General features: G+C 67.0%; 14 protein-coding genes and 2 CRISPR repeat arrays (1 of these 16 cut by a window edge). Of the genes, 13 read left to right on the top strand and 1 reads right to left on the bottom strand.

The window, feature by feature from the left end; all coding sequences use genetic code 11:
* Nucleotides 1-32: 32 nt before the first annotated feature.
* From OG792_RS30270 to cas2, 10 genes are all read left to right on the top strand, one after another.
* Nucleotides 33-569, top strand: coding sequence for a DUF1697 domain-containing protein (locus OG792_RS30270; RefSeq protein ID WP_329104635.1), 537 nt, complete (start codon nt 33-35; stop codon nt 567-569).
* Nucleotides 570-646: 77 nt separating this feature from the next.
* Nucleotides 647-1,219 (top strand): SigE family RNA polymerase sigma factor, encoded by a 573-nt coding sequence (locus tag OG792_RS30265; protein WP_329104633.1) that lies wholly within the window; start codon nt 647-649, stop codon nt 1,217-1,219.
* Complete coding sequence (locus OG792_RS30260; protein ID WP_329104631.1) at nt 1,216-2,364, top strand: hypothetical protein; 1,149 nt, start codon at nt 1,216-1,218, stop codon at nt 2,362-2,364. The genes OG792_RS30265 and OG792_RS30260 overlap by 4 nt, the downstream gene beginning before the upstream one ends.
* Before the next feature lie 122 nt (nt 2,365-2,486).
* Nucleotides 2,487-4,757 (top strand): CRISPR-associated helicase Cas3', encoded by a 2,271-nt coding sequence (gene cas3, locus OG792_RS30255; protein ID WP_329104629.1) that lies wholly within the window; start codon nt 2,487-2,489, stop codon nt 4,755-4,757.
* A 1,064-nt stretch (nt 4,758-5,821) separates the two neighbouring features.
* Nucleotides 5,822-6,508: a type I-C CRISPR-associated protein Cas5c gene (cas5c, locus tag OG792_RS30250; RefSeq protein WP_329111525.1), complete on the top strand. Its 687-nt coding sequence runs from the start codon at nt 5,822-5,824 to the stop codon at nt 6,506-6,508.
* Nucleotides 6,508-8,331, top strand: coding sequence for a type I-C CRISPR-associated protein Cas8c/Csd1 (cas8c, locus tag OG792_RS30245; RefSeq protein ID WP_329104628.1), 1,824 nt, complete (start codon nt 6,508-6,510; stop codon nt 8,329-8,331). Before cas5c ends, cas8c begins: the two co-directional genes overlap by 1 nt.
* Nucleotides 8,328-9,191, top strand: a complete 864-nt coding sequence (gene cas7c / locus OG792_RS30240; protein ID WP_329104626.1) for a type I-C CRISPR-associated protein Cas7/Csd2 — start codon at nt 8,328-8,330, stop codon at nt 9,189-9,191. The genes cas8c and cas7c overlap by 4 nt, the downstream gene beginning before the upstream one ends.
* Entirely contained in the window at nt 9,188-9,832 is a 645-nt protein-coding gene (cas4, locus tag OG792_RS30235) for a CRISPR-associated protein Cas4 (RefSeq protein ID WP_329104624.1), read from the top strand. Before cas7c ends, cas4 begins: the two co-directional genes overlap by 4 nt.
* Nucleotides 9,825-10,853 (top strand): type I-C CRISPR-associated endonuclease Cas1c, encoded by a 1,029-nt coding sequence (gene cas1c, locus OG792_RS30230; protein WP_329104623.1) that lies wholly within the window; start codon nt 9,825-9,827, stop codon nt 10,851-10,853. The genes cas4 and cas1c overlap by 8 nt, the downstream gene beginning before the upstream one ends.
* A 1-nt stretch (nt 10,854) precedes the next feature.
* Nucleotides 10,855-11,145: a CRISPR-associated endonuclease Cas2 gene (gene cas2, locus OG792_RS30225; RefSeq protein ID WP_329104622.1), complete on the top strand. Its 291-nt coding sequence runs from the start codon at nt 10,855-10,857 to the stop codon at nt 11,143-11,145.
* Between the two features lie 121 nt (nt 11,146-11,266).
* Nucleotides 11,267-13,089: a CRISPR direct-repeat array (repeat unit 37 nt; unit sequence GCTGCGCCCGGTCCCCAGACCAGGCGAGGATCGCAAC).
* Nucleotides 13,090-13,797: 708 nt separating this feature from the next.
* On the opposite strand, the gene OG792_RS30220 is transcribed toward cas2, so the two are convergent.
* On the bottom strand, nt 13,798-14,025 hold the full coding sequence (locus OG792_RS30220) for a hypothetical protein (protein WP_329104620.1): 228 nt from the start codon (nt 14,023-14,025) through the stop codon (nt 13,798-13,800).
* A gap of 1,042 nt (nt 14,026-15,067) precedes the next feature.
* Here OG792_RS30220 and OG792_RS30215 point away from each other — a divergent pair.
* From OG792_RS30215 to OG792_RS30205, 3 genes are all read left to right on the top strand, one after another.
* Nucleotides 15,068-15,868, top strand: a complete 801-nt coding sequence (locus OG792_RS30215; RefSeq protein WP_329104619.1) for a helix-turn-helix domain-containing protein — start codon at nt 15,068-15,070, stop codon at nt 15,866-15,868.
* On the top strand, nt 15,865-16,047 hold the full coding sequence (locus tag OG792_RS30210) for a DUF397 domain-containing protein (RefSeq protein WP_329111523.1): 183 nt from the start codon (nt 15,865-15,867) through the stop codon (nt 16,045-16,047). The genes OG792_RS30215 and OG792_RS30210 overlap by 4 nt, the downstream gene beginning before the upstream one ends.
* Nucleotides 16,048-16,519: 472 nt before the next feature.
* The gene (locus OG792_RS30205) at nt 16,520-17,065 is read left to right on the top strand and encodes a cysteine hydrolase (protein WP_329111521.1); all 546 of its coding nucleotides are present in this window, start codon (nt 16,520-16,522) and stop codon (nt 17,063-17,065) included.
* Between the two features lie 406 nt (nt 17,066-17,471).
* Nucleotides 17,472-18,582: direct repeats of the CRISPR family, unit length 37 nt; unit sequence GCTGCGCCCGGTTCCCGGACCGGGCGAGGATCGCAAC; it runs 352 nt beyond the window's last position.

Below are 18,582 nucleotides of genomic sequence, written 5' to 3'. Positions count from 1 at the left end.
AGGATCGGTGGGCGTCGTCGGGGGAGGCTCGGGTGAAGTCGTACGCGGTGCTGCTGCGAGGCATCAACGTCGGCCGCAACAACCGGGTCGCCATGGCGGACCTGCGGGCACTGCTGACCGGGCTCGGCTACACCGACGTCGCGACGCTGTTGCAGAGCGGCAACGCGGTGTTCCGTACCGGCGGGACCGATCCGGCGAAGCTGGCCACCGAGATCGAGCGGGCGATCGAGGCGGAACTCGGGCGCAGCATCAGGTGTGTGGTGCGGGACCGGGCCGAGCTGGCCCGGATCGTGGCCGACAACCCGCTGCCGGACCGGACCGACGAACCGTCGAGGCTGCTGGTCTGCTTCCTCGCCGAGCGCCCCGATCCGGCGAAGCTCGCCGCCATCGACTTCACCGCGTACGCGCCCGAGGAGTGCGGGGTCGGGGAGCGGGAGGTCTACGTCTGGTACCCGGCCGGGCAGCAGACGGCGAAACTGACGTACGCGTTCTTCGAAAAGCGACTCGGCTGCGCCGCTACCGCCCGCAACTGGAACACGGTCACCAAACTGCTCGCCATGATGAGCTGAACCTTCCCGAGGAACCGGTCTTCGCGGGGTGAGCAAACTTTCCCGGTCTGCCAGCGTCGTAGTGGCGGAGGTGGGCTGTGGAGGGTTCCGAACGCGAGTTCACCGCATTCGTCAGCGAACGCGGTCAGGCTCTGCTGCGGGTCGCGTACGCCCTCGCCGGTGACCAGTACGCCGCCGAGGATCTGCTCCAGGACGCACTGGCCAAGGCGTACGCCCGCTGGCCGAAGATTCGTGGCGACGCCGAGCCGTACGTACGCCGGATCCTCTACAACGACCAGGTCTCCGGCTGGCGGCGCCGCAAGCGGCGACCGGAGGTGCCGCTCACGGCCACCCCGGAACCCGCGTCCGGTCGCGACACCGCCGACGACGCCGTGTTGCAGATGATGTTGCGCGAGGCGCTGAAGCTCCTGCCACCCCGGCAGCGGGCGGTCCTGGTGCTGCGCTACCTCGAAGACCTCAGCGTGGAACAGACCGCCGCGCTGCTCGGCTGCCGGGTCGGCACGGTGGCGAGCCAGTCCTCCCGGGCCCTGAGCAAACTGCGGGACCTGGTGCCCGCCTTCGACACCCTGACCAGCCGGGACGACCCGACTCAGCAGCACAGGCAGACCGAACGCACCGATCCTCGGACCCGTTGGGAGACGGCGCGATGAGCCACGCGACTGACGAGGCCCTGCGGCGGGCCGTACGCGGACTGGCCGGTGAAGCCCGTACCGTGATCGACCTGGCGCCGCTCGCGATGGCCCGGAGCCGCCGGGTACGGCAACGCCGCCGCCTCGTCGGCGCCGTCGCCGCCGGAATGGTCGCGTTCGGGGTGATCGCGGCACCCTTCCTCTGGCTGCGCCCCGGTTCGGAGCCGCAGCCCACCGGACCACACATCGTCGCCCCGCCGTCCGATCGCTCGACCAGGCTTCCCGTGTCGCCGTCGCGACCGCCCGCGCCGGAGGCGGGCAGTGCGTGGCGGAACCGGCCGCTCGGACTCACCGACGGCTGGGTGATGACCGGCGCGACCACCACCGGCTCCCCGCGCCAACCCGCCTACGTGCTCGACCGCGCACGGAACGCGTACGTCTCCTACAGCGCCTACGACGAGCTGTGGGCGGCGCCGAGCGGCAACCTCGCCGCCGTCTACGACTATGACCGACGGGGCGAGACCGGGCTGCTGGACGTCTCGACCGGTACGATCGACTGGGTCCGGACCGGCACCCACAACGTCGATCCGCAGTGGTCGCCGGACGGCGGCAAACTGCTGCTGACGGTCGTGGGCGAGCAGCCGGTGGGCAGCCTCGGCGCCGTCATCCTCACCGCCGCGACCCGGCAGGTACGCCAGTTCCTGGCCGACGAGACGACCTATCCCTGCACCGACTACTGCCAGTTCACCTGGCTGCCGGACGGCAGGGAGATCGCGCTCCAGCAGACCGATCTGACGGTGGAGCGCACGAAGGATGCCCGACCCCCACGGCGCGGGCTCCAGCTCTTCTCGGTCGACACCGGCCAGCCGACCCGGTTCCTGCCGATCAAGGGCGACGTGGCCGGACCGTACTCGTGGTCACCGGACGGTGATTCCGTGGTGATCCAGGAACAGGAGCCGCTGCTCGTCGACGCCACCGCCGGTACGGTGCTGGGAAAGCTGCCCAGCGCGGACGCCTTCTGGACGGCCGACGACCGGCTGGCGTACGTGACCGACGGTGGCGGGGATCCGATCGCGATCCAGATCGACATGGCGGGCAACGAACTGCTGCACCTCCCGCTCCCACCCGAGCTGGCCGGGCGACAGCTGTCGGTCGCGCCCCGCTGAGGACCGGTGACGGTTACTCGACAGTGGGCGGTCGGGGCTTGAGCGTGCCGAACGTCTCCGATTGGATGGGCGGGCTGATCCGACTCCGCCCGTTCCGTCCCTTCCGTCCGTGAGGATCGTTCATGTCAGCTGGTCGGCCGCTCTGGGCGCACAGCCCTGCCCCGGGAATTCCGCGGTGGCACGGCCTCGCGGACCATCTTCGGGGCACCGCCGAGCTGGCCAAACGGTTCGCGGCGCCCTTCGGCGGCGGCGACGTGGCGTACTGGTTGGGGGCGCTGCACGACGTGGGCAAAGCCGCCTGCGGATGGCAGGACAAATTGGCGGCGGTGGCGAACACCGGTACGGCGGTGGGCATCGACCACAAGGCACTGGGCACCCGGATCGCCGGGGAGCGGGGGCTCGGCGGCTTCGCGAACGGGATCTACGGCCACCATGGCGGCCTGGTCGACGGTCCACGGCTAACCGGCGAACTGAAGAAACGGCTTGTCAGGTATTCGGAGCACATCGCCTCGGCCGAGACCGAGCTGTCCGGGCTGCTGCCGGACCTGCCGGCCAGCCTGGCCGGGTTCGTACCCGAGGCATGGCGGGACCCGCTGGTGGGGGAGATGGCGCTGCGGCTGTGTTACAGCGCCCTGGTGGACGCGGACAGCCTCGACACCAGCGCTCACTTCCGGCAGCTCTCCGGGCCGCAGGTCCGTGACGATGCCGACTTCGAGCGCCTCCACAAGTTGTTCGAGCAGCGCCGGGGCGACGAGGTGGCCGGACGTGGGAACACGCCGATCGGCGTACTCCGTGAACGGGTCTACGCGGACTGCCTGGGTGCGGCCGAGAATCGGCCGGGGGTGTTTCGACTGGGCGCACCGACCGGGGCGGGCAAGACTCTCGCGGGTGCCGGGTTCGCGCTCCGGCACGCGGCGAAGTACGGCAAACAGCGGGTCATCGTCGCCGTACCGTTTCTCACCATCACCGAGCAGAATGCCGCCGTCTATCGACGGATGCTCGATGAGGACGGGGCGGAGCCGGTTGTCCTGGAGCACCACAGCCAGGCCAACTTCGACGACGAGGCGGCCAGGCGTTGGGCCCGGCTGGCGGCCGAGAACTGGGATGCGCCGTTTGTCGTCACGACGTTCGTCCGGCTGTTCGAGTCGCTCTACGCGCGCAAGCCCGCTGCGATGCGGCGGGTGCACCGACTCGCCAATTCGGTGATCGTGTTGGACGAGGTCCAGGCACTGCCACACCCGATGCTCGCACCGATCCTCGACGGGTTGCGGCTGCTGGTCCAGCACTTCGGCGCGACCGTGCTGCTCTCCTCCGCGACCCAACCGAGCTTCTGGGCCCTGGACGAATTCAAGGGCGTACCGTGCACCGACCTGATCCACGACACGCCCAAGCTGGTCAAAGACCTGCGACGGGTACGGTTCGACTGGCAGCTCGACGAGCCAAGGCCGACCCTGTCCGGCATCGCCGAGCAGGCGGCGGCCGAGCCAGCGGCGCTGGTGGTCGTCAACACCACCGCGAACGCCAAGACCGTCTTCGACCATTGGCGAGACACCGAGCCGGAGGGCGTGGCCTGGCATCTGTCCACCCGGATGTGTCCGGACCATCGGCAACGGGTGCTGACACGGGTACGGCGGATGCTCAAGGACGGTGAGCGGGTGCTGCTCGTCTCCACCCAGCTCATCGAGGCCGGGATGGACGTGGATTTCCCGGTGGTGTTCCGGGCGATGGCACCGGCGGATTCGTTGCTCCAGGCCGCTGGGCGGGCGAACCGGGAAGGGCGGCTCCCGCAGGGTGGTCGAGTGGTGATCTTCGCGCCGGAGGACGGGAGCCACCCGCCGACGTACAAGACCCTGATCGGGTGCGCCGACCAGCATTTTGGGCAGGACAAGAACGATCCCGACGACCTTGCCGCGTTGGAGCGTTACTACCGGGACGTGTACGACGCGCTCAACCTGGCGGATGCGCAGCACGTCGGGCAGTTGATCCAGAAGGCTCGTGCCCGGTGGGAGTTCGAGACCGTCTCTGACGGCCCGATGGTGGAGGCCGGTAAAAATCGGCGCGACCCGAAGTTGGCGTTCCGGATGATCGATGATGGCGGTGTCGCCGTAGTGACGCCACAGGGCGCGGAGACCCCGGAAAAGCAGCTTGAGGTTGAGCGGGTGGTGGAAGAGCTGCGAAACTCGCCGGTCCCCGACATGGCGAAGTTGCGGCTCCTCCAGCCGTACACGACCAACGTGCATCAGAGCGCGCTGAGGAAGCCGGGTGTGAGCGCGCTGATGAAACCGATCCTCGGCACCGATGTGCATCGTGGCGCGCTGGCCGAGTGGTGCGGCGAGTACGACCAACGCACGGGAATCGAACTCGATCCTAACCTAGAGTGCTTTGTCCTGTAATGCCGGGAGCCGGAATGAGCTGATGTAGTAGCTGAGTTGTCGGTTGGGCGAGCATCCGCATGTCTCGCCCAACCGACAACTCAGATTCCTACCGCCTCAACACGCGATGCAGTACACCGAGGGTGACGATCCCTGCGAAGACTCCTGCCGCAGCACCTGTGGTACCTCCTATGGCTAGTCCGACGGCAATGCTAAGGCTCACGATCAGAGCCCAGCGGGGTGGCAAGCCTTCGGGGTCGGCCGGATGTTGTGGGGGATCAGGCGGCAGGCTGCGGGGAACCTGATTCAAGCTCATGAAATCTCCTTACTGCTCTGGGACTTTGTGGTGGGAGCTGGCGGTCCGCTGTTCGTGCAGCGGACCGCCTCTTATTCGGGTCCCTCAAGTCATGGTCGTCACCGCCAATCCGGCTAGATGGCAAACAGGATGGCACACAGTGTGAGCATTCGGCAACCGTGGATCGCTATTGCTTCGCAGGACACTGCATTTACAACGAATCCTAGATTGACACCATCATCTAGGTAGGGGGTTGGGCTAAGGTTTGTGAGCTGGGAGGCAGCGTCGTGGGCTCGCTAGTCGGCGCCGGTCTGTCCCCCAGTGATCTTCATGCGTCCACTAGTCGAGGGGCGCCTGCGGCGAAGCTTCGTGCGTCGAGGGTCGAAACGTTGTGAATGCGGTGCGTTGCGCTGCAATGAAGTTGGCCTGGAGGTCGACGGGGCATCGGTCCGTGCGTCGTTCGGGCCGACGCACACGCTGTCCGTCCTTTCTGGATATGGGGTTGACCGATCGTTGTCTTCCTGGCTAAGTCGACAGACCGTGCGTCGGCCGTTGGTCGGTTGAGGTTACGCTCGGGATTTGCAATAGTCGGGAAGCCGACAAGCGGGTCTGCGTGACGCCTGTTATGAAACGTTGTCGATCATGATGATGGTCTTCTGAAAATTGTCGTACCCATCATCCAGTCTTACAGCGCATGAATCTTGTGGTGTATGAGTGGTCGTGTAGCGAGTAGGCGCCGTCCTGACGCGCGTTGATCCCTGATCTGGAGGTCGGGTCTGTGACAGCGGAAGTGGTCAACGGGGTGACGCTGCGGCGGAGTCCCGAGGGGGATCTGCCGGTGGTGGTGCAGGTCAGCGCCGAGGCGGCGCTGTTCTCTCGGCCAGAGTTGAAGGTCGAACGGGTCACCTACCCGGTGATGACACCGTCGGCCGCGGTTGGCGTACTGGAAGCGATCTTCTGGAAGCCCGAGATGCGCTACCGGATCGTCGCGATCGAGGTGCTGAAGCCGATCAAGCAGTTCACCATCCGGCGCAACGAGACCTCGGACGTCGCGCCCCTGGCCGAGGCGATCAAGGGATCCCGGCGGGTCGACACGGCGGCCCGGCGGGACCAGCGCAACGCGGTGTGCCTGCGCGATGTGGCGTACCGGATCCACGCCCATATCGAGCTTGCGGCGCACGCCGACAAGTCGGTGGCGGCGTACCGGGACCAGTTGCGGCGGCGGGTGCGTAAGGGCGCCTGCTTCCAGCAGCCGTACCTGGGCGTGCGGGAGTTCAGTGCCGAGTTCGGCTGGCCGGACGACACGGAGCGAGCGCACGTCAACGAGGAGGTCGGCATCATGCTGCACTCCATCCACCGGGACGGTAAGGGCGGTCAGCCCCGGATGGAGTGGTTCGCCGCCCGTGTCATCGACGGGGTCCTCGCCGTCCCGGAGCACGGAATCGAGCTGGCACTGCCCGAAGGTCTGGTGGCCTAGTGCTCCTGCAACGCCTGGTCGAGTACGCCGAGACCAGCGACGACGTGATCCCACCGTTCTACGCCCGCAAGGCGGTGCGCTGGATCCTCAACCTCAGCGCTGACGGCACTCCCACCGGCGACTTCGTCAACACGGCGGAGCCGACCGATCCGCAGCGGAAGTACGGCACCCTGCGCCTGGTGCCGGCCGTCACCCGTACCGTGGGGATTGCCCCCGTGCTCGGAGTCGACAACGGCGAGTACGTCTTCGGCTGGCTCTCCGAGGGCGCAAAGCCCGAACGGGTGGCGAAACAGTACGACGCGTTCCGTGAGCTGATCGACCAGTGGGCAGCGGCCGAGCCGACCGGACCGGGCCCCGCCATCGCCGCGTTCTACCGGGACGGCCACGATCGCAAGCTCGAACCGCCCGACGGCTGGGCCCGGCCCGACCTGATCACGTTCCGGGTGGCCGGCGCCTATGCCGCCGAAACCGAACAGGCCATCCGCTTTTGGGCCGGTATCGCCGGTGACCGCAAAGGTTCCGGGCGGGTCGGCATGTGCCTGGTCTGCGGGCAGGTCCAGCCCCTGCTGAAGACGATCCCGCAGCAGATCCCGCAACGCTGGCTGCCGGGAGCTACCCAGGGTGCCTCGCTCGTCAGCATGAACGAGGCGGTGCACGGCTACGAGTTGCAAAAGTTCCTGACCAACACGCCGATCTGCGCCGACTGCGGGCTGAAGTTCATGACGGCGTTGACCGGGCTGCTCTCCGACCCGCGACACAGCACCGCGTTCTCCGGACAGAACGCCCGGCTGGCCTGGTGGGTGCTGGGCGGCTCGACCTACGACCCGTGGGCCTGGGTCGAGCAACCCGATCCGACCGCGATCCAGGAAATGCTCGCCGGACCCGCCACAGGCTCGGACAGAAGCGTTGACGATTCCTCCACGTACTGCTCGGTGACGGTCGGCGGCAACGTCGCCCGAGTGGTGGTACGAGACTGGGTCGAGCAGCCGATTCGCGCCATCCAGGACAACATCCGCAAGTGGTTCGCCGACTACCCGATGGTGGACGCCTGGACCGGCGAGGTGGTCTACCCCGGCATACCGCACCTTGCCAGGGTGGCCGGGCGGTTCGAGGCCGGTCGTAACGGGGCCAACGGGTCCTGGACGAAGTTCGGCGCGTCCGGGGAGCATCGCCCGCCGGACATGTTCCACCGCCTGATCGGTGCCGCCCTGCTCGGCCGCCCGTTGCCACCGAAACTGCTCCACCACGTGATCAACCGGATTCGTCTCGACGGGCGGCTCGACGCGGCCCGCGCCGGACTGATCCGGCTCGCCCTGCGCCGCCATCCGTACCTGAGCCAAGACGACCGAGAGAGGCTGACGCCAACCTTGAGTGTGGACAAAAAGCACCCGGCCTACGTGTCCGGCCGGATCATGGCGGTGATGGACGACCTGCAACGAACCGTGTTCCGGGTCGCCGATCAGAAGCTGAACACGACGTTCGCCGAGCGTTACTTCAGCCGGGCCATCGACAACCCGCAGGTGGTGCTCATCTCCGGCCGACGCAACACCACCGCCTGGCTCAAGCGGCTCCGTGGGCCGCTGCACCGACCGAACTGGTCGGAGGCGTACGAGCGGCGGCTCGATGACCTGTTCATGCGGCTCGACGCGATCCCGAGCGGTGCCGTGCTCACCGACAAGGCCGAGTTCATCCTCGGCTACCACCAGCAACGTGCGGACCTGCGAGCCGAGCGGATCGCCGCAGCCGCCAGCAAGAAGAAGACCGACCTGCCCCCGGAGCCGGCGCAAGAGGCACCGAAGCCCGAAGGAGACGAGAGCGCATGACCGCCGCCCACCTGGACCCGACCCGGCGACACGACGCCGTACTGCTGTTCGACGTCGCCGACGGCAACCCGAACGGCGACCCGGACGCGGGCAACCAGCCGCGTACGGATGACGAGAGCGGCCAGGGGCTCGTCACCGACGTGGCGATCAAGCGCAAGATCCGGGACACGGTGTCGTTGCTGCGTGGCGACGACCCGCGCTACGGCATCTTCGTCGAGGCCGGCTTCGCCCTCAACACCCGGATCGAGGCCGCGCTCAAGGCCAATCCTGGCAAGGCCGACGAGGCCCAGCGCTGGCTCTGCGAGCACTACTTCGACATCCGGATGTTCGGCGGGGTGCTCAGCACCGGCAAGGGCGGGGGCGCCGGCCAGGTCCGTGGGCCGTTGCAGCTCACCTTCTCGCGCAGCATCGACCCGATCCTGCCCACCGACCACACCATCACCCGGGTCACCCAGACCCGCCAGGACGACATAGACAAAGGCGAGCGTACGGAAATCGGCTCGAAGTGGACCGTGCCGTACGGCCTCTACCGGGCGCACGCGTTCTACTCGGCACCCCGCGCCGCAAAGACCGGTGTCACCAGCGACGATCTGGCCGCGCTCTGGCAGTCGATCAGCGTCATGTTCGACCACGACCGGGCCGCCACCCGGGGCGAAATGAAACTCTGCGGCCTGTACGTCTTCAGCCACCCGGACGCGTTCGGGGTCGCCCCGTCGGCCAGCCTCACCCAGCGGATCACCCTCGAACGGATCAACAAGGAGAAGGCGCCCCGCGCACACACCGACTACGCCCGTCAGCTGGACGAGTCGGGGCTGCCCGACGGCGTCGAGCTGACCAAGCTGGTCGACCTCTGGCCGTGACGGACGATTCCCAGGCGGACAGCGGCCTCCGGGAGGTGCCGCTGTCCGCGCTGGAACACTACGACTACTGCCACCGGCAGACCGCCCTCATCCACGTCGAGGGCGTCTGGTCGGAAAGCGCGGAAACCGTACGCGGCGACCTCAGCCACACCGCCGTCGACCTGCCCGGAATCCAGCGCCGCCGAGGGCTCACCGTCGTGCGCTCCCTCCAGGTCTGGAGCCACGTCCACGGCCTACGCGGCATCTGCGACGTGGTCGAATTCGAGCAGGGTACGGCGACGCCGGTCGAGTACAAGGTCGGGCGCTACCTGCCCGGCGGTCCCGCCGAACTGCAACTCGCCGGCCAGGCGCTCTGCCTGATCGAGGCTGGCTTTGCCGTGCCGACCGGATACGTCTACTCGGTCGCCGAACGGCGCCGGCACCCCGTACCCATCACCGCCGAACTGCTCGACCAGGTTGTTCGCGCGGCCGAGGCCGTACGGGAGCTGATCGTCACCGGGACGCTGCCGGCGGCGCGCAACGACGCCCGCTGCCGGAAATGCTCTCTGCGCGAGGACTGCCTGCCCGAACTCACCGACGGCCGCAGGCAAGCGATTCCCGACCTGTTGACCCCGCGACCATTGGGACAGTGGCGTGACTGAGCTGCTCAACACCCTCTACGTGCAGACACCCGGCACCAGCCTGCACCTCGACGGCGACACCGTACGCGTCTTCCACCCCGACCAGACCGGACGGCGGCTCCTCCCGCTCGTCCGGATCGATCACTTCGTTGTCTTCGGTGGCGTCAACGTCACCGACGACCTGATCCTCCGCTGCGCCGACGACGGCAGATCCATCAGTTGGCTCACCGGGAACGGGCGCTTCCGGGCCCGTACGGTCGGCCCCACCACCGGAAATCCGCTGCTGCGCCAGGCCCAGCACCGGGTGGCCGACTCGGTCGAACAGCGGCTACAAATCGCGGTTGCGATGGTGGCCGGCAAAATTCACAACAGTCGGCAGGTGCTGCTCCGGACCGCCCGGGACACCTCCGGTCACCGACAGGTCGCCCTGCGGGCGAGCGCCGAGTTGCTGGCCGAACGGCTCGGGCTGCTCGGCACCGCGGCCAGCGCCAACGAGGTGCTGGGCGTGGAGGGCATCGCCGCCCGCGACTACTTCGCCGCCATGCCGTACCTGTTGACGGAGAGCAAGGAATGGAAGGCGTCCGGGCGGAACAAACGCCCACCCACAGACCCGCTGAACTGCCTGCTCTCCTTCCTGTACGGGATGCTGCGGGTGGCGGTGCAGGGCGCGCTTGAGCAGGTCGGGCTCGACCCGTACATCGGCTTCCTGCACGGGGTGCGTTCCGGTAAGCCGTCGCTCGCCCTGGACCTGATGGAGGAGTTCCGCCCGCTGCTCGCCGACCGCCTCGCGCTCACCCTGCTCAACCGGCGGGAGCTGACCCGCGACGACTTCGAAGCGCTGCCCAACGGCGGGTACCGGCTGACGGACGGGGGACGTAAGTCGGTGCTCGGTGCGTGGCAGCAGAGTCGTCAGCGGAGTTGGCAACACGTCCAGTTGGGGCGCGAGGTGCCGGGGGCGTTGCTACCGTTGGTGCAGGCCAGGCTCCTTGCCCGTCATCTGCGAGGTGATCTGGTCGCGTACCAGCCGTGGATGGTGAGCTGAGGTGGATCTGCTGGTCACGTACGACGTCGAGACCGTCACACCGCAGGGCCAGCGCCGACTCCGCGCGGTCGCGAAGATCTGCGAAGCGTACGGACACCGGGTGCAGAAGTCGGTGTTCGAAATCGTCTGCCGCGACCCCGACAAGGTACGACTGGTCGCCGAACTCCAAGCCGTCATCGACCCGGTACGCGACAGCGTACGGATCTACCGGCTGCCGGCGAGCGCACTGGACGACGTCGAACACCTCGGCAAGCCACGCGCCGTCGACCCACGCGGCCCCTTCGTGATCTAGGAACCCCAAGCTCACACAGAATCGCCGAAGGTCCCGAACCAAGAAACCCGGATGAGATGAACAAATCGGATCACAAACAGCAGCACATTCCTTCGTCGCTCGTCTATATGTGCTGTTCGTGAACCCGCCCGGTCCCCAGACCAGGCGAGGATCGCAACCTCTACGCAGGGCGGCCAGTTGGTCGGCGCGGGGTGCCGGTGCGCCCGGTCCCCAGACCAGGCGAGGATCGCAACCTCTTCCTCGAATCCACCTTCCTCGGCCTGTGGATCTTCGGCCGCCCGGTCCCCAGACCAGGCGAGGATCGCAACCTCATTACGAACTCGACACCACCGCGTTGACCGAGCTGATCGCGCCCGGTCCCCAGACCAGGCGAGGATCGCAACCTCATTGTGCACGATGTTGCTGTTCGGCCGGATCGACGAATTCGCCCGGTCCCCAGACCAGGCGAGGATCGCAACCTCACATGGCCCGCTGGCGCCAGGAAGCCTGGAAGGAGTTCCGCCCGGTCCCCAGACCAGGCGAGGATCGCAACCTCACAGCCTGATGCAGGGCATCTTCCACGCCTACTACTCGGTCGCCCGGTCCCCAGACCAGGCGAGGATCGCAACCTCACGGGTGCTGCCGTTGGTGGCATCGAGCCAGGGCTGCGCCCGGTCCCCAGACCAGGCGAGGATCGCAACTCGGTGGGGTGAACGTACGACCGACCGAGCCGGAGCCCGCCGGCTGCGCCCGGTCCCCAGACCAGGCGAGGATCGCAACATGAGCAGCGGGATGTATTCGATGCTGGTACCGCCGGGCTGCGCCCGGTCCCCAGACCAGGCGAGGATCGCAACTTTGACCACGAAGGCGAGTCCGGCTACGTCAGCGCCTGCTGCGCCCGGTCCCCAGACCAGGCGAGGATCGCAACGTCCACGGCCGAACGTCACCGCGCGGCGGCCTGGTCTGGCTGCGCCCGGTCCCCAGACCAGGCGAGGATCGCAACTGCTGCCGCAGGGCCGTACTGATCCGGCGACGGCAGGCTGCGCCCGGTCCCCAGACCAGGCGAGGATCGCAACCCGGGGGCGTGTGGCCGGTGGTGCCTACCTACCTACGGCTGCGCCCGGTCCCCAGACCAGGCGAGGATCGCAACGGTCCTGCCGGACCTCGGTCAGGAGACGGTGGTTGAGGAGCTGCGCCCGGTCCCCAGACCAGGCGAGGATCGCAACTCCGCCCCTTGACGAGGATGGCCTCACTACCGACGAGTGGCTGCGCCCGGTCCCCAGACCAGGCGAGGATCGCAACATCAGGATTGCGGGGGTTGGGCTGGGGGTGTTGGTCCAGCTGCGCCCGGTCCCCAGACCAGGCGAGGATCGCAACGTGTAAGCAGCCGCATGGGCGGCCATCATGGACGCTCGCTGCGCCCGGTCCCCAGACCAGGCGAGGATCGCAACCGCCCCCAGGTCTTGGTCAGGAACTTCTGCCGAGACGGAGCTGCGCCCGGTCCCCAGACCAGGCGAGGATCGCAACTACGGCAGCGCGCTCATGGAGGCCGGGCCCGGCCGGGCTGCGCCGGTCCCCAGACCAGGCGAGGATCGCAACGGTTTCGTGCGCCGGTGCGACCCAGCCGGTGCCGGGCTGCGCCCGGTCCCCAGACCAGGCGAGGATCGCAACCAATGTCGCCCGGAACGTCAGTGACGCACGCCAGCAGGCTGCGCCCGGTCCCCAGACCAGGCGAGGATCGCAACGCCGGGTTTGTTGACTCGTGGCCTCTTCGGTGGGAGCTGCGCCCGGTCCCCAGACCAGGCGAGGATCGCAACGCCGTGATCTGCCGCCAGTGGAGCAGGCCGGTCCGGGTAGCTGCGCCCGGTCCCCAGACCAGGCGAGGATCGCAACATCGGTGCCGACGACCAGCGCCGCGACTACGTGGGGCTGCGCCCGGTCCCCAGACCAGGCGAGGATCGCAACGGCGTCGTGACCGTGAACGGGCACCGATCCGAGCACATCGGCTGCGCCCGGTCCCAGACCAGGCGAGGATCGCAATACGACGGATGGCCGGCTCGTTGTTGCCGAAATCGGGCCAGCTGCGTCCGGCGCCCGGACCAGGCGAGGATCACAAAAGGTCGTGAACAAATGCCAATCCAACAGAGCCGGTAGCGCTGTGCCTGGTTCCCGGACCAGGCGAGGATCGCGACGACTCGATGCTGGGTACGCTCGATACCGTGCAATGGATGCTGTGCCCGTTTCCGGATCGGGCGAGGATCGTGGCGGGCATATGGGCGAGGAGTGCGCCTGCTTTTCAGAATCTCCCGGTAACGACTATGAAAAGGCCGCCCCGAGACTGTCGCGTACGAGAGACGCGCCAGTCGCGGGGCGGGCGGTCAGATGGACCGTTTGACCTGTCGGACGGGTGGGCCGTTGATCCAGCTCAGGAATCGTGCGTCGGCGATGGGGCGGGACATGCCGCTGATCAGGGCGCTGTCGCGGAAGCTGGCCATGATCATGTGTAGTCGGAGGCGGTCCTGTCGGCGTGGGTACCACGACCACATGCGGCGTCTGTAGACCGGGCAGGGCCATTCCTCGCCGTCGTCGGTGCAGTACCAGTCCTGGTTGGGTCGGTGTAGGGCGCCTTGGCCTTCGGGTGGCTGGTCGTACTCCATGGTTTGTCGCCTCCGGTTAGATCAGGTGCACCCGTTCGAGGGATCCGTCGGGATTTCGCAGAGTGAGGCTTCCGTCCCCGTGGTCGATCAGGTCGAGGACCAGGTTGTAGGCGACCAGCGCCCGGTTGATCGTGTCGGTCTTGGTGCCCCTGGTACGCAGACAAGCTGAGTCGAGTGCGTCGACCGCGCGCGGGATTAGGTTGACCGTCACCTTCGTCAGCGCCGAACGGTCCGGCTCAGTCACGACGGGTACCGATCAAGTTGATCGGTACCGGTGGGGCTGGCGGTCGTGTCTTTCGTGACCAGCACGGGCACGAGCACGGTGCCCACGGCAGCCACGACTTCGACTTCGGCTTGACCCAGCCTCCGCACCGGTGGCATCTGTTGCTGCTGCCACCGCAGCTCATGCACAGCGACCCCTCCGTCACCGGGGGAAGCGGCCCGTCCGTCACCGGACCACCGGCGCCAGCGTGCGTCGCTCGCGTCGCGCCCAGGCCAACTGCTCGCACCCCTCCGCCCGACACTGCGGACACCGCCGACCATTGACATGACCCTGGAGTGTCATCCCGGCGGCCCACCAGATCCCGGCCCTCGTCAACGGCTCATCCTGCCTACTCATCACTCCCCACCCCCGTCCCGTTCCCGGTGCTGGCCCGCGTATCGGTGCTCGCGTCCCGCGCGAGGGCCTGGAGGAATTCGATCGCCCGATCCATGTACGGACATCCGTACTGGGTGCAGTGCAGGCAGACCGGTCGCCAGAGGCGCGAATTGCGGTGCCGCATGACCTCACTCCGAGCGATCCACTTCAACGTCTCGATGCTCAATTCCCCGCCCATCGGTCAGGCGACGGGATTCCGCCGGACGCGTCCGGACATCCCGATGGCGAGGAACTCCATCGGCAGGTTCCGGCGGTCGCCGTCGTACCGGCCCCGGTTTCGCACCCGGCGTCGCGCGCCAGGGGCCGGGGGCAGGTCAGGCACCCCCTCACCGGAGATTTCCGGTTGGGTGGTTGGGTTGATCTCGTCGTCGCTCACGGGGTGCGCCTCCATCTCGAACGTTGGGAGCAGGGCCACTCCGTCCATCGCCGGAGTGGCCCTGCGCAGTCCCGCCCGTCCTTGTGGGTGTGGGCGACATCCGAGGGGTGTGGATTCGAGCGGTCCCGCTTGATGACAGCCTGATATCGGAACCCTTACTGTCGGAATAGTTCAGTCCACTTCGGGGAGTGCCGGTGGCCAGCGCTGGTCGACGGGAGGTGGATCTTCGATTTGAGGAAGGTTGGGGAACGCGTGGGAATTTCAGCGTCGGAGTACCTGGTTCGCGACCTGAAGCGGAAGCGGCTCAAGGCAGGACTGACCCAGGCCCAGCTCGGGGAGCGGATCCACTATTCCGATACCCAGGTCAGCGCCATCGAGACGGGCAGCAAGCCCGTGACCCTCGACTACTTGCGCCTCGTGGATGCTGCGCTCGATCTCGATGACCACTTCCAGGTGATGTGGGAGGAACTGGTCAAGGACAGTGATGCTCCGGTCTGGCTGCGCGAGTGGATGGTCTTGGAGCGCGAGGCGACCGCACTGCGCTGGTACGAGCACGCTTTCGTTCCCGGCCTGTTGCAGACCGAGGCGTACGCGCGAGCGATCTTTGGGGCCAGTCATCGGCTGCATCGCGACGAGGTTGACCCTCAGGTCGCCGCTCGGATCGAGCGTCAGGCAATCTTGGCTGGCCCTAGCGCGCCGGACTTGTTCGTCGTGATTGACCAGATGGTCCTGACCCGGATGGCGGGAAGCCGGAAGATCATGGCTGAGCAGGTCGAACACTTGTTGGCCTGCGTCGAGGAGCCCAAGATTCACGTGCAGGTCATCCCCACAGCCCTTGGGCTGTACTCAGGTCTGCAAGGGGCATTTATTATCGCCGACCTCCCCGACGCACACCGGGCCGGCTACGTCGATAACCAACTGACGGCACAGATCGTTGAGCGGCCGGCTGACGTTGCTAGCCTGGGGGTGTCGTGGGACGCACTCCGATACGAGGCGCTCCCGCGCAGCCAGACCATGGAAGTTCTCAAGGAAGCGGCGAAATCATGGACATGACCGGCGCCACGTGGCGTAAGTCGACCAGGTCGGGAACGAACGGTGGCGCGTGCGTCGAGGTTGCCGACAACCTCGCGGGCATCGTGCTGGTGCGGGACACCAAGGACCGTGACGGCGGCACGCTGACCTTCGGGCCGGATGCGTGGCGTGCGTTCGTCGGTCTGGCAAAGCAGCAGTAAACGCCCGTAGCGGGCACCACGTGCCCGGCGGGTTGACGACAGTGACGAAGGAACGTCATTCCCTTATTCCTTCTCAAGAGAAGCGAACTCTTGAAAGAGAAATAGAGAATGACGTTCTTTCGTCATCCCCGTCAGTCCTCACGACAAGCTGCGCCCGGCTTTCGGACCGGGCGAGGAGGGCAGTCGGGCGAACTGCCCGTCGTGCTTCGCCGGATCGTAACATCGACGCCGTACTGGTGTCCGAATTGGTGTATTTCGTTTTCGCTCGGTCCCAGATCAGGGGAGAACCGCAACCGGGGCTTCCACGCGGACGGCAGGGGTGGCCCGGATCCTGCGCTCGGTCCCCGATTTCCGGAGACCAAGGCGAGGATTGCAACATGTAGACCAGCGGGATTCTTTGAACGAGCGATTCTCATGCCCACGCTAGCGCAAGCCATCGCAATTCTTCGTGACGCCGATCGAGGTTGGGGCAATGACGACGGAAGGGTCGGTCCTGGTGGTGACCGACATGCAGAACGGATTCGTTCGTGAGCAGTCGGTGCACATCGTCCCGATCGTAGTTGACCTGGTCGCCCAATGGCAGAACGCCGGGGGTGACACACTCTTCACTCGCTATCTGAATTATGCTGGTAGCCCGTTTGAACGCTTCTTCGGCTGGCAAAAGCTTCAGTCTGCTCCTGAAACGGACATCGTGCCTGATTTGCTTCCATACTTAGAACGAGGAACGGTCCTCGACAAAAGAATTTATACCCCGTTCACCGCGGAGGGTGTGCGGCTGTTCGAGTGGCAGGGTTGGAAACATTTCTATTTTTGCGGGATCGCTACCGAAAGCTGCGTACTCAAAGGTGCCGTGGACGCGTTCGAGCGCGATCTGACCCCGTGGCTGATTGCAGATGCATCTGCCAGCCATGCTGGCATCGATGCCCATGAGGCGGGGCTGCTGGTGGCTCGGCGCTTCATTGGCGCCGGCCAGGTGATTGAGCTGGCCGACATTCCCCCTGCACTCCTCAAGGCGTAGGGGAATATGTGGTACCAAATGATCTGCTTGGGGTTGATGTGCAGCAGCGTGGGTCGACTCGCAGTGCAAAACCGGGCACTTAACCATCCAGTCCCGTTCGCTATTAGTGGGGACGCCGGATGAGTGTTATTTGCCCTGATTGCCTCGGATGACCCTCTAGTCAGTAATGTGTGGGGGTACTGAGGGGGTGCAGTCCGTGACTTAGCGACAGTCGCCTTAGGTAACGCGAGCTAGCATTCGGGTTGCCGTGCCATCGACTTGTTCGCCCGTTCCTGATCTAGGAACCTCAAGCTCACATGGATCCGTGAGGGATTCCGAACCATAGAATCGGGATGGAGTGAATAAATCGGACCACGTGTGGGTGGCGGACGCATCGTCGCTCAGCTATTTATCCTGCTCGTGAGCAGCTGCGCCCGGTTCCCGGACCGGGCGAGGATCGCAACACCCGCTCGCGAGCCGGCAGGACCGCGCCGAACGAGCTGCGCCCGGTTCCCGGACCGGGCGAGGATCGCAACCTCCGGTGTCGGCATTCGGCCGCCGACCTCCTCCTCTAGCTGCGCCCGGTTCCCGGACCGGGCGAGGATCGCAACTCCATCAATGGCGGTACGGACGGCCCGGTGGCCATCTCGCTGCGCCCGGTTCCCGGACCGGGCGAGGATCGCAACTTAGTCTCAGGTCTCTCTTCGCGATCGCGCGCGGGAGAGCTGCGCCCGGTTCCCGGACCGGGCGAGGATCGCAACACACGTGCGGCACAGTCGGCTGCGGCCGATGACGTGGCTGCGCCCGGTTCCCGGACCGGGCGAGGATCGCAACCCCAATCCGGTTCAGCCGAGTGGAAGAAGTCGCGGTAGCTGCGCCCGGTTCCCGGACCGGGCGAGGATCGCAACCGGTTCGCTCCCCGCCCGGTGTCGGGATCGGTACCCCGCTGCGCCCGGTTCCCGGACCGGGCGAGGATCGCAACAAGGGCCAGCCGGACCGGTACTGGCTCAAGACGTGGGCGGCTGCGCCCGGTTCCCGGACCGGGCGAGGATCGCAACCGGTCCAGGTCGAGCACGACGGCCCCGCTGGCGCGGCAGCTGCGCCCGGTTCCCGGACCGGGCGAGGATCGCAACGCCCATGCCGGCCTCGCGGTTCGGCTCGAACGGGTTGAGCTGCGCCCGGTTCCCGGACCGGGCGAGGATCGCAACGCGGTGACCTCCCGCAGCGACCTCGCGCCGGTGAACACGCTGCGCCCGGTTCCCGGACCGGGCGAGGATCGCAACCGCCGACAGGCGATCGGTACGCAGTGCCAGGTGCAACCCGCTGGCTGCGCCCGGTTCCCGGACCGGGCGAGGATCGCAACCGCAGCCGACACGACCTGATCACCGATCCGCGATCGAGGCTGCGCCCGGTTCCCGGACCGGGCGAGGATCGCAACGCCCCCTGCGAGCTGGCCTTGATCCGGTTGATGTCGTCGCTGCGCCCGGTTCCCGGACCGGGCGAGGATCGCAACAGGTCCCGGATCATGCGGCGCTGAG

This window comes from Micromonospora sp. NBC_01699 (genome assembly GCF_036250065.1).
Taxonomy (GTDB): Bacteria; Actinomycetota; Actinomycetes; order Mycobacteriales; family Micromonosporaceae; genus Micromonospora_G.
Note: the sequence above shows the minus strand (reverse complement) of the source record. Positions and strands in the feature narration are given on the sequence as shown.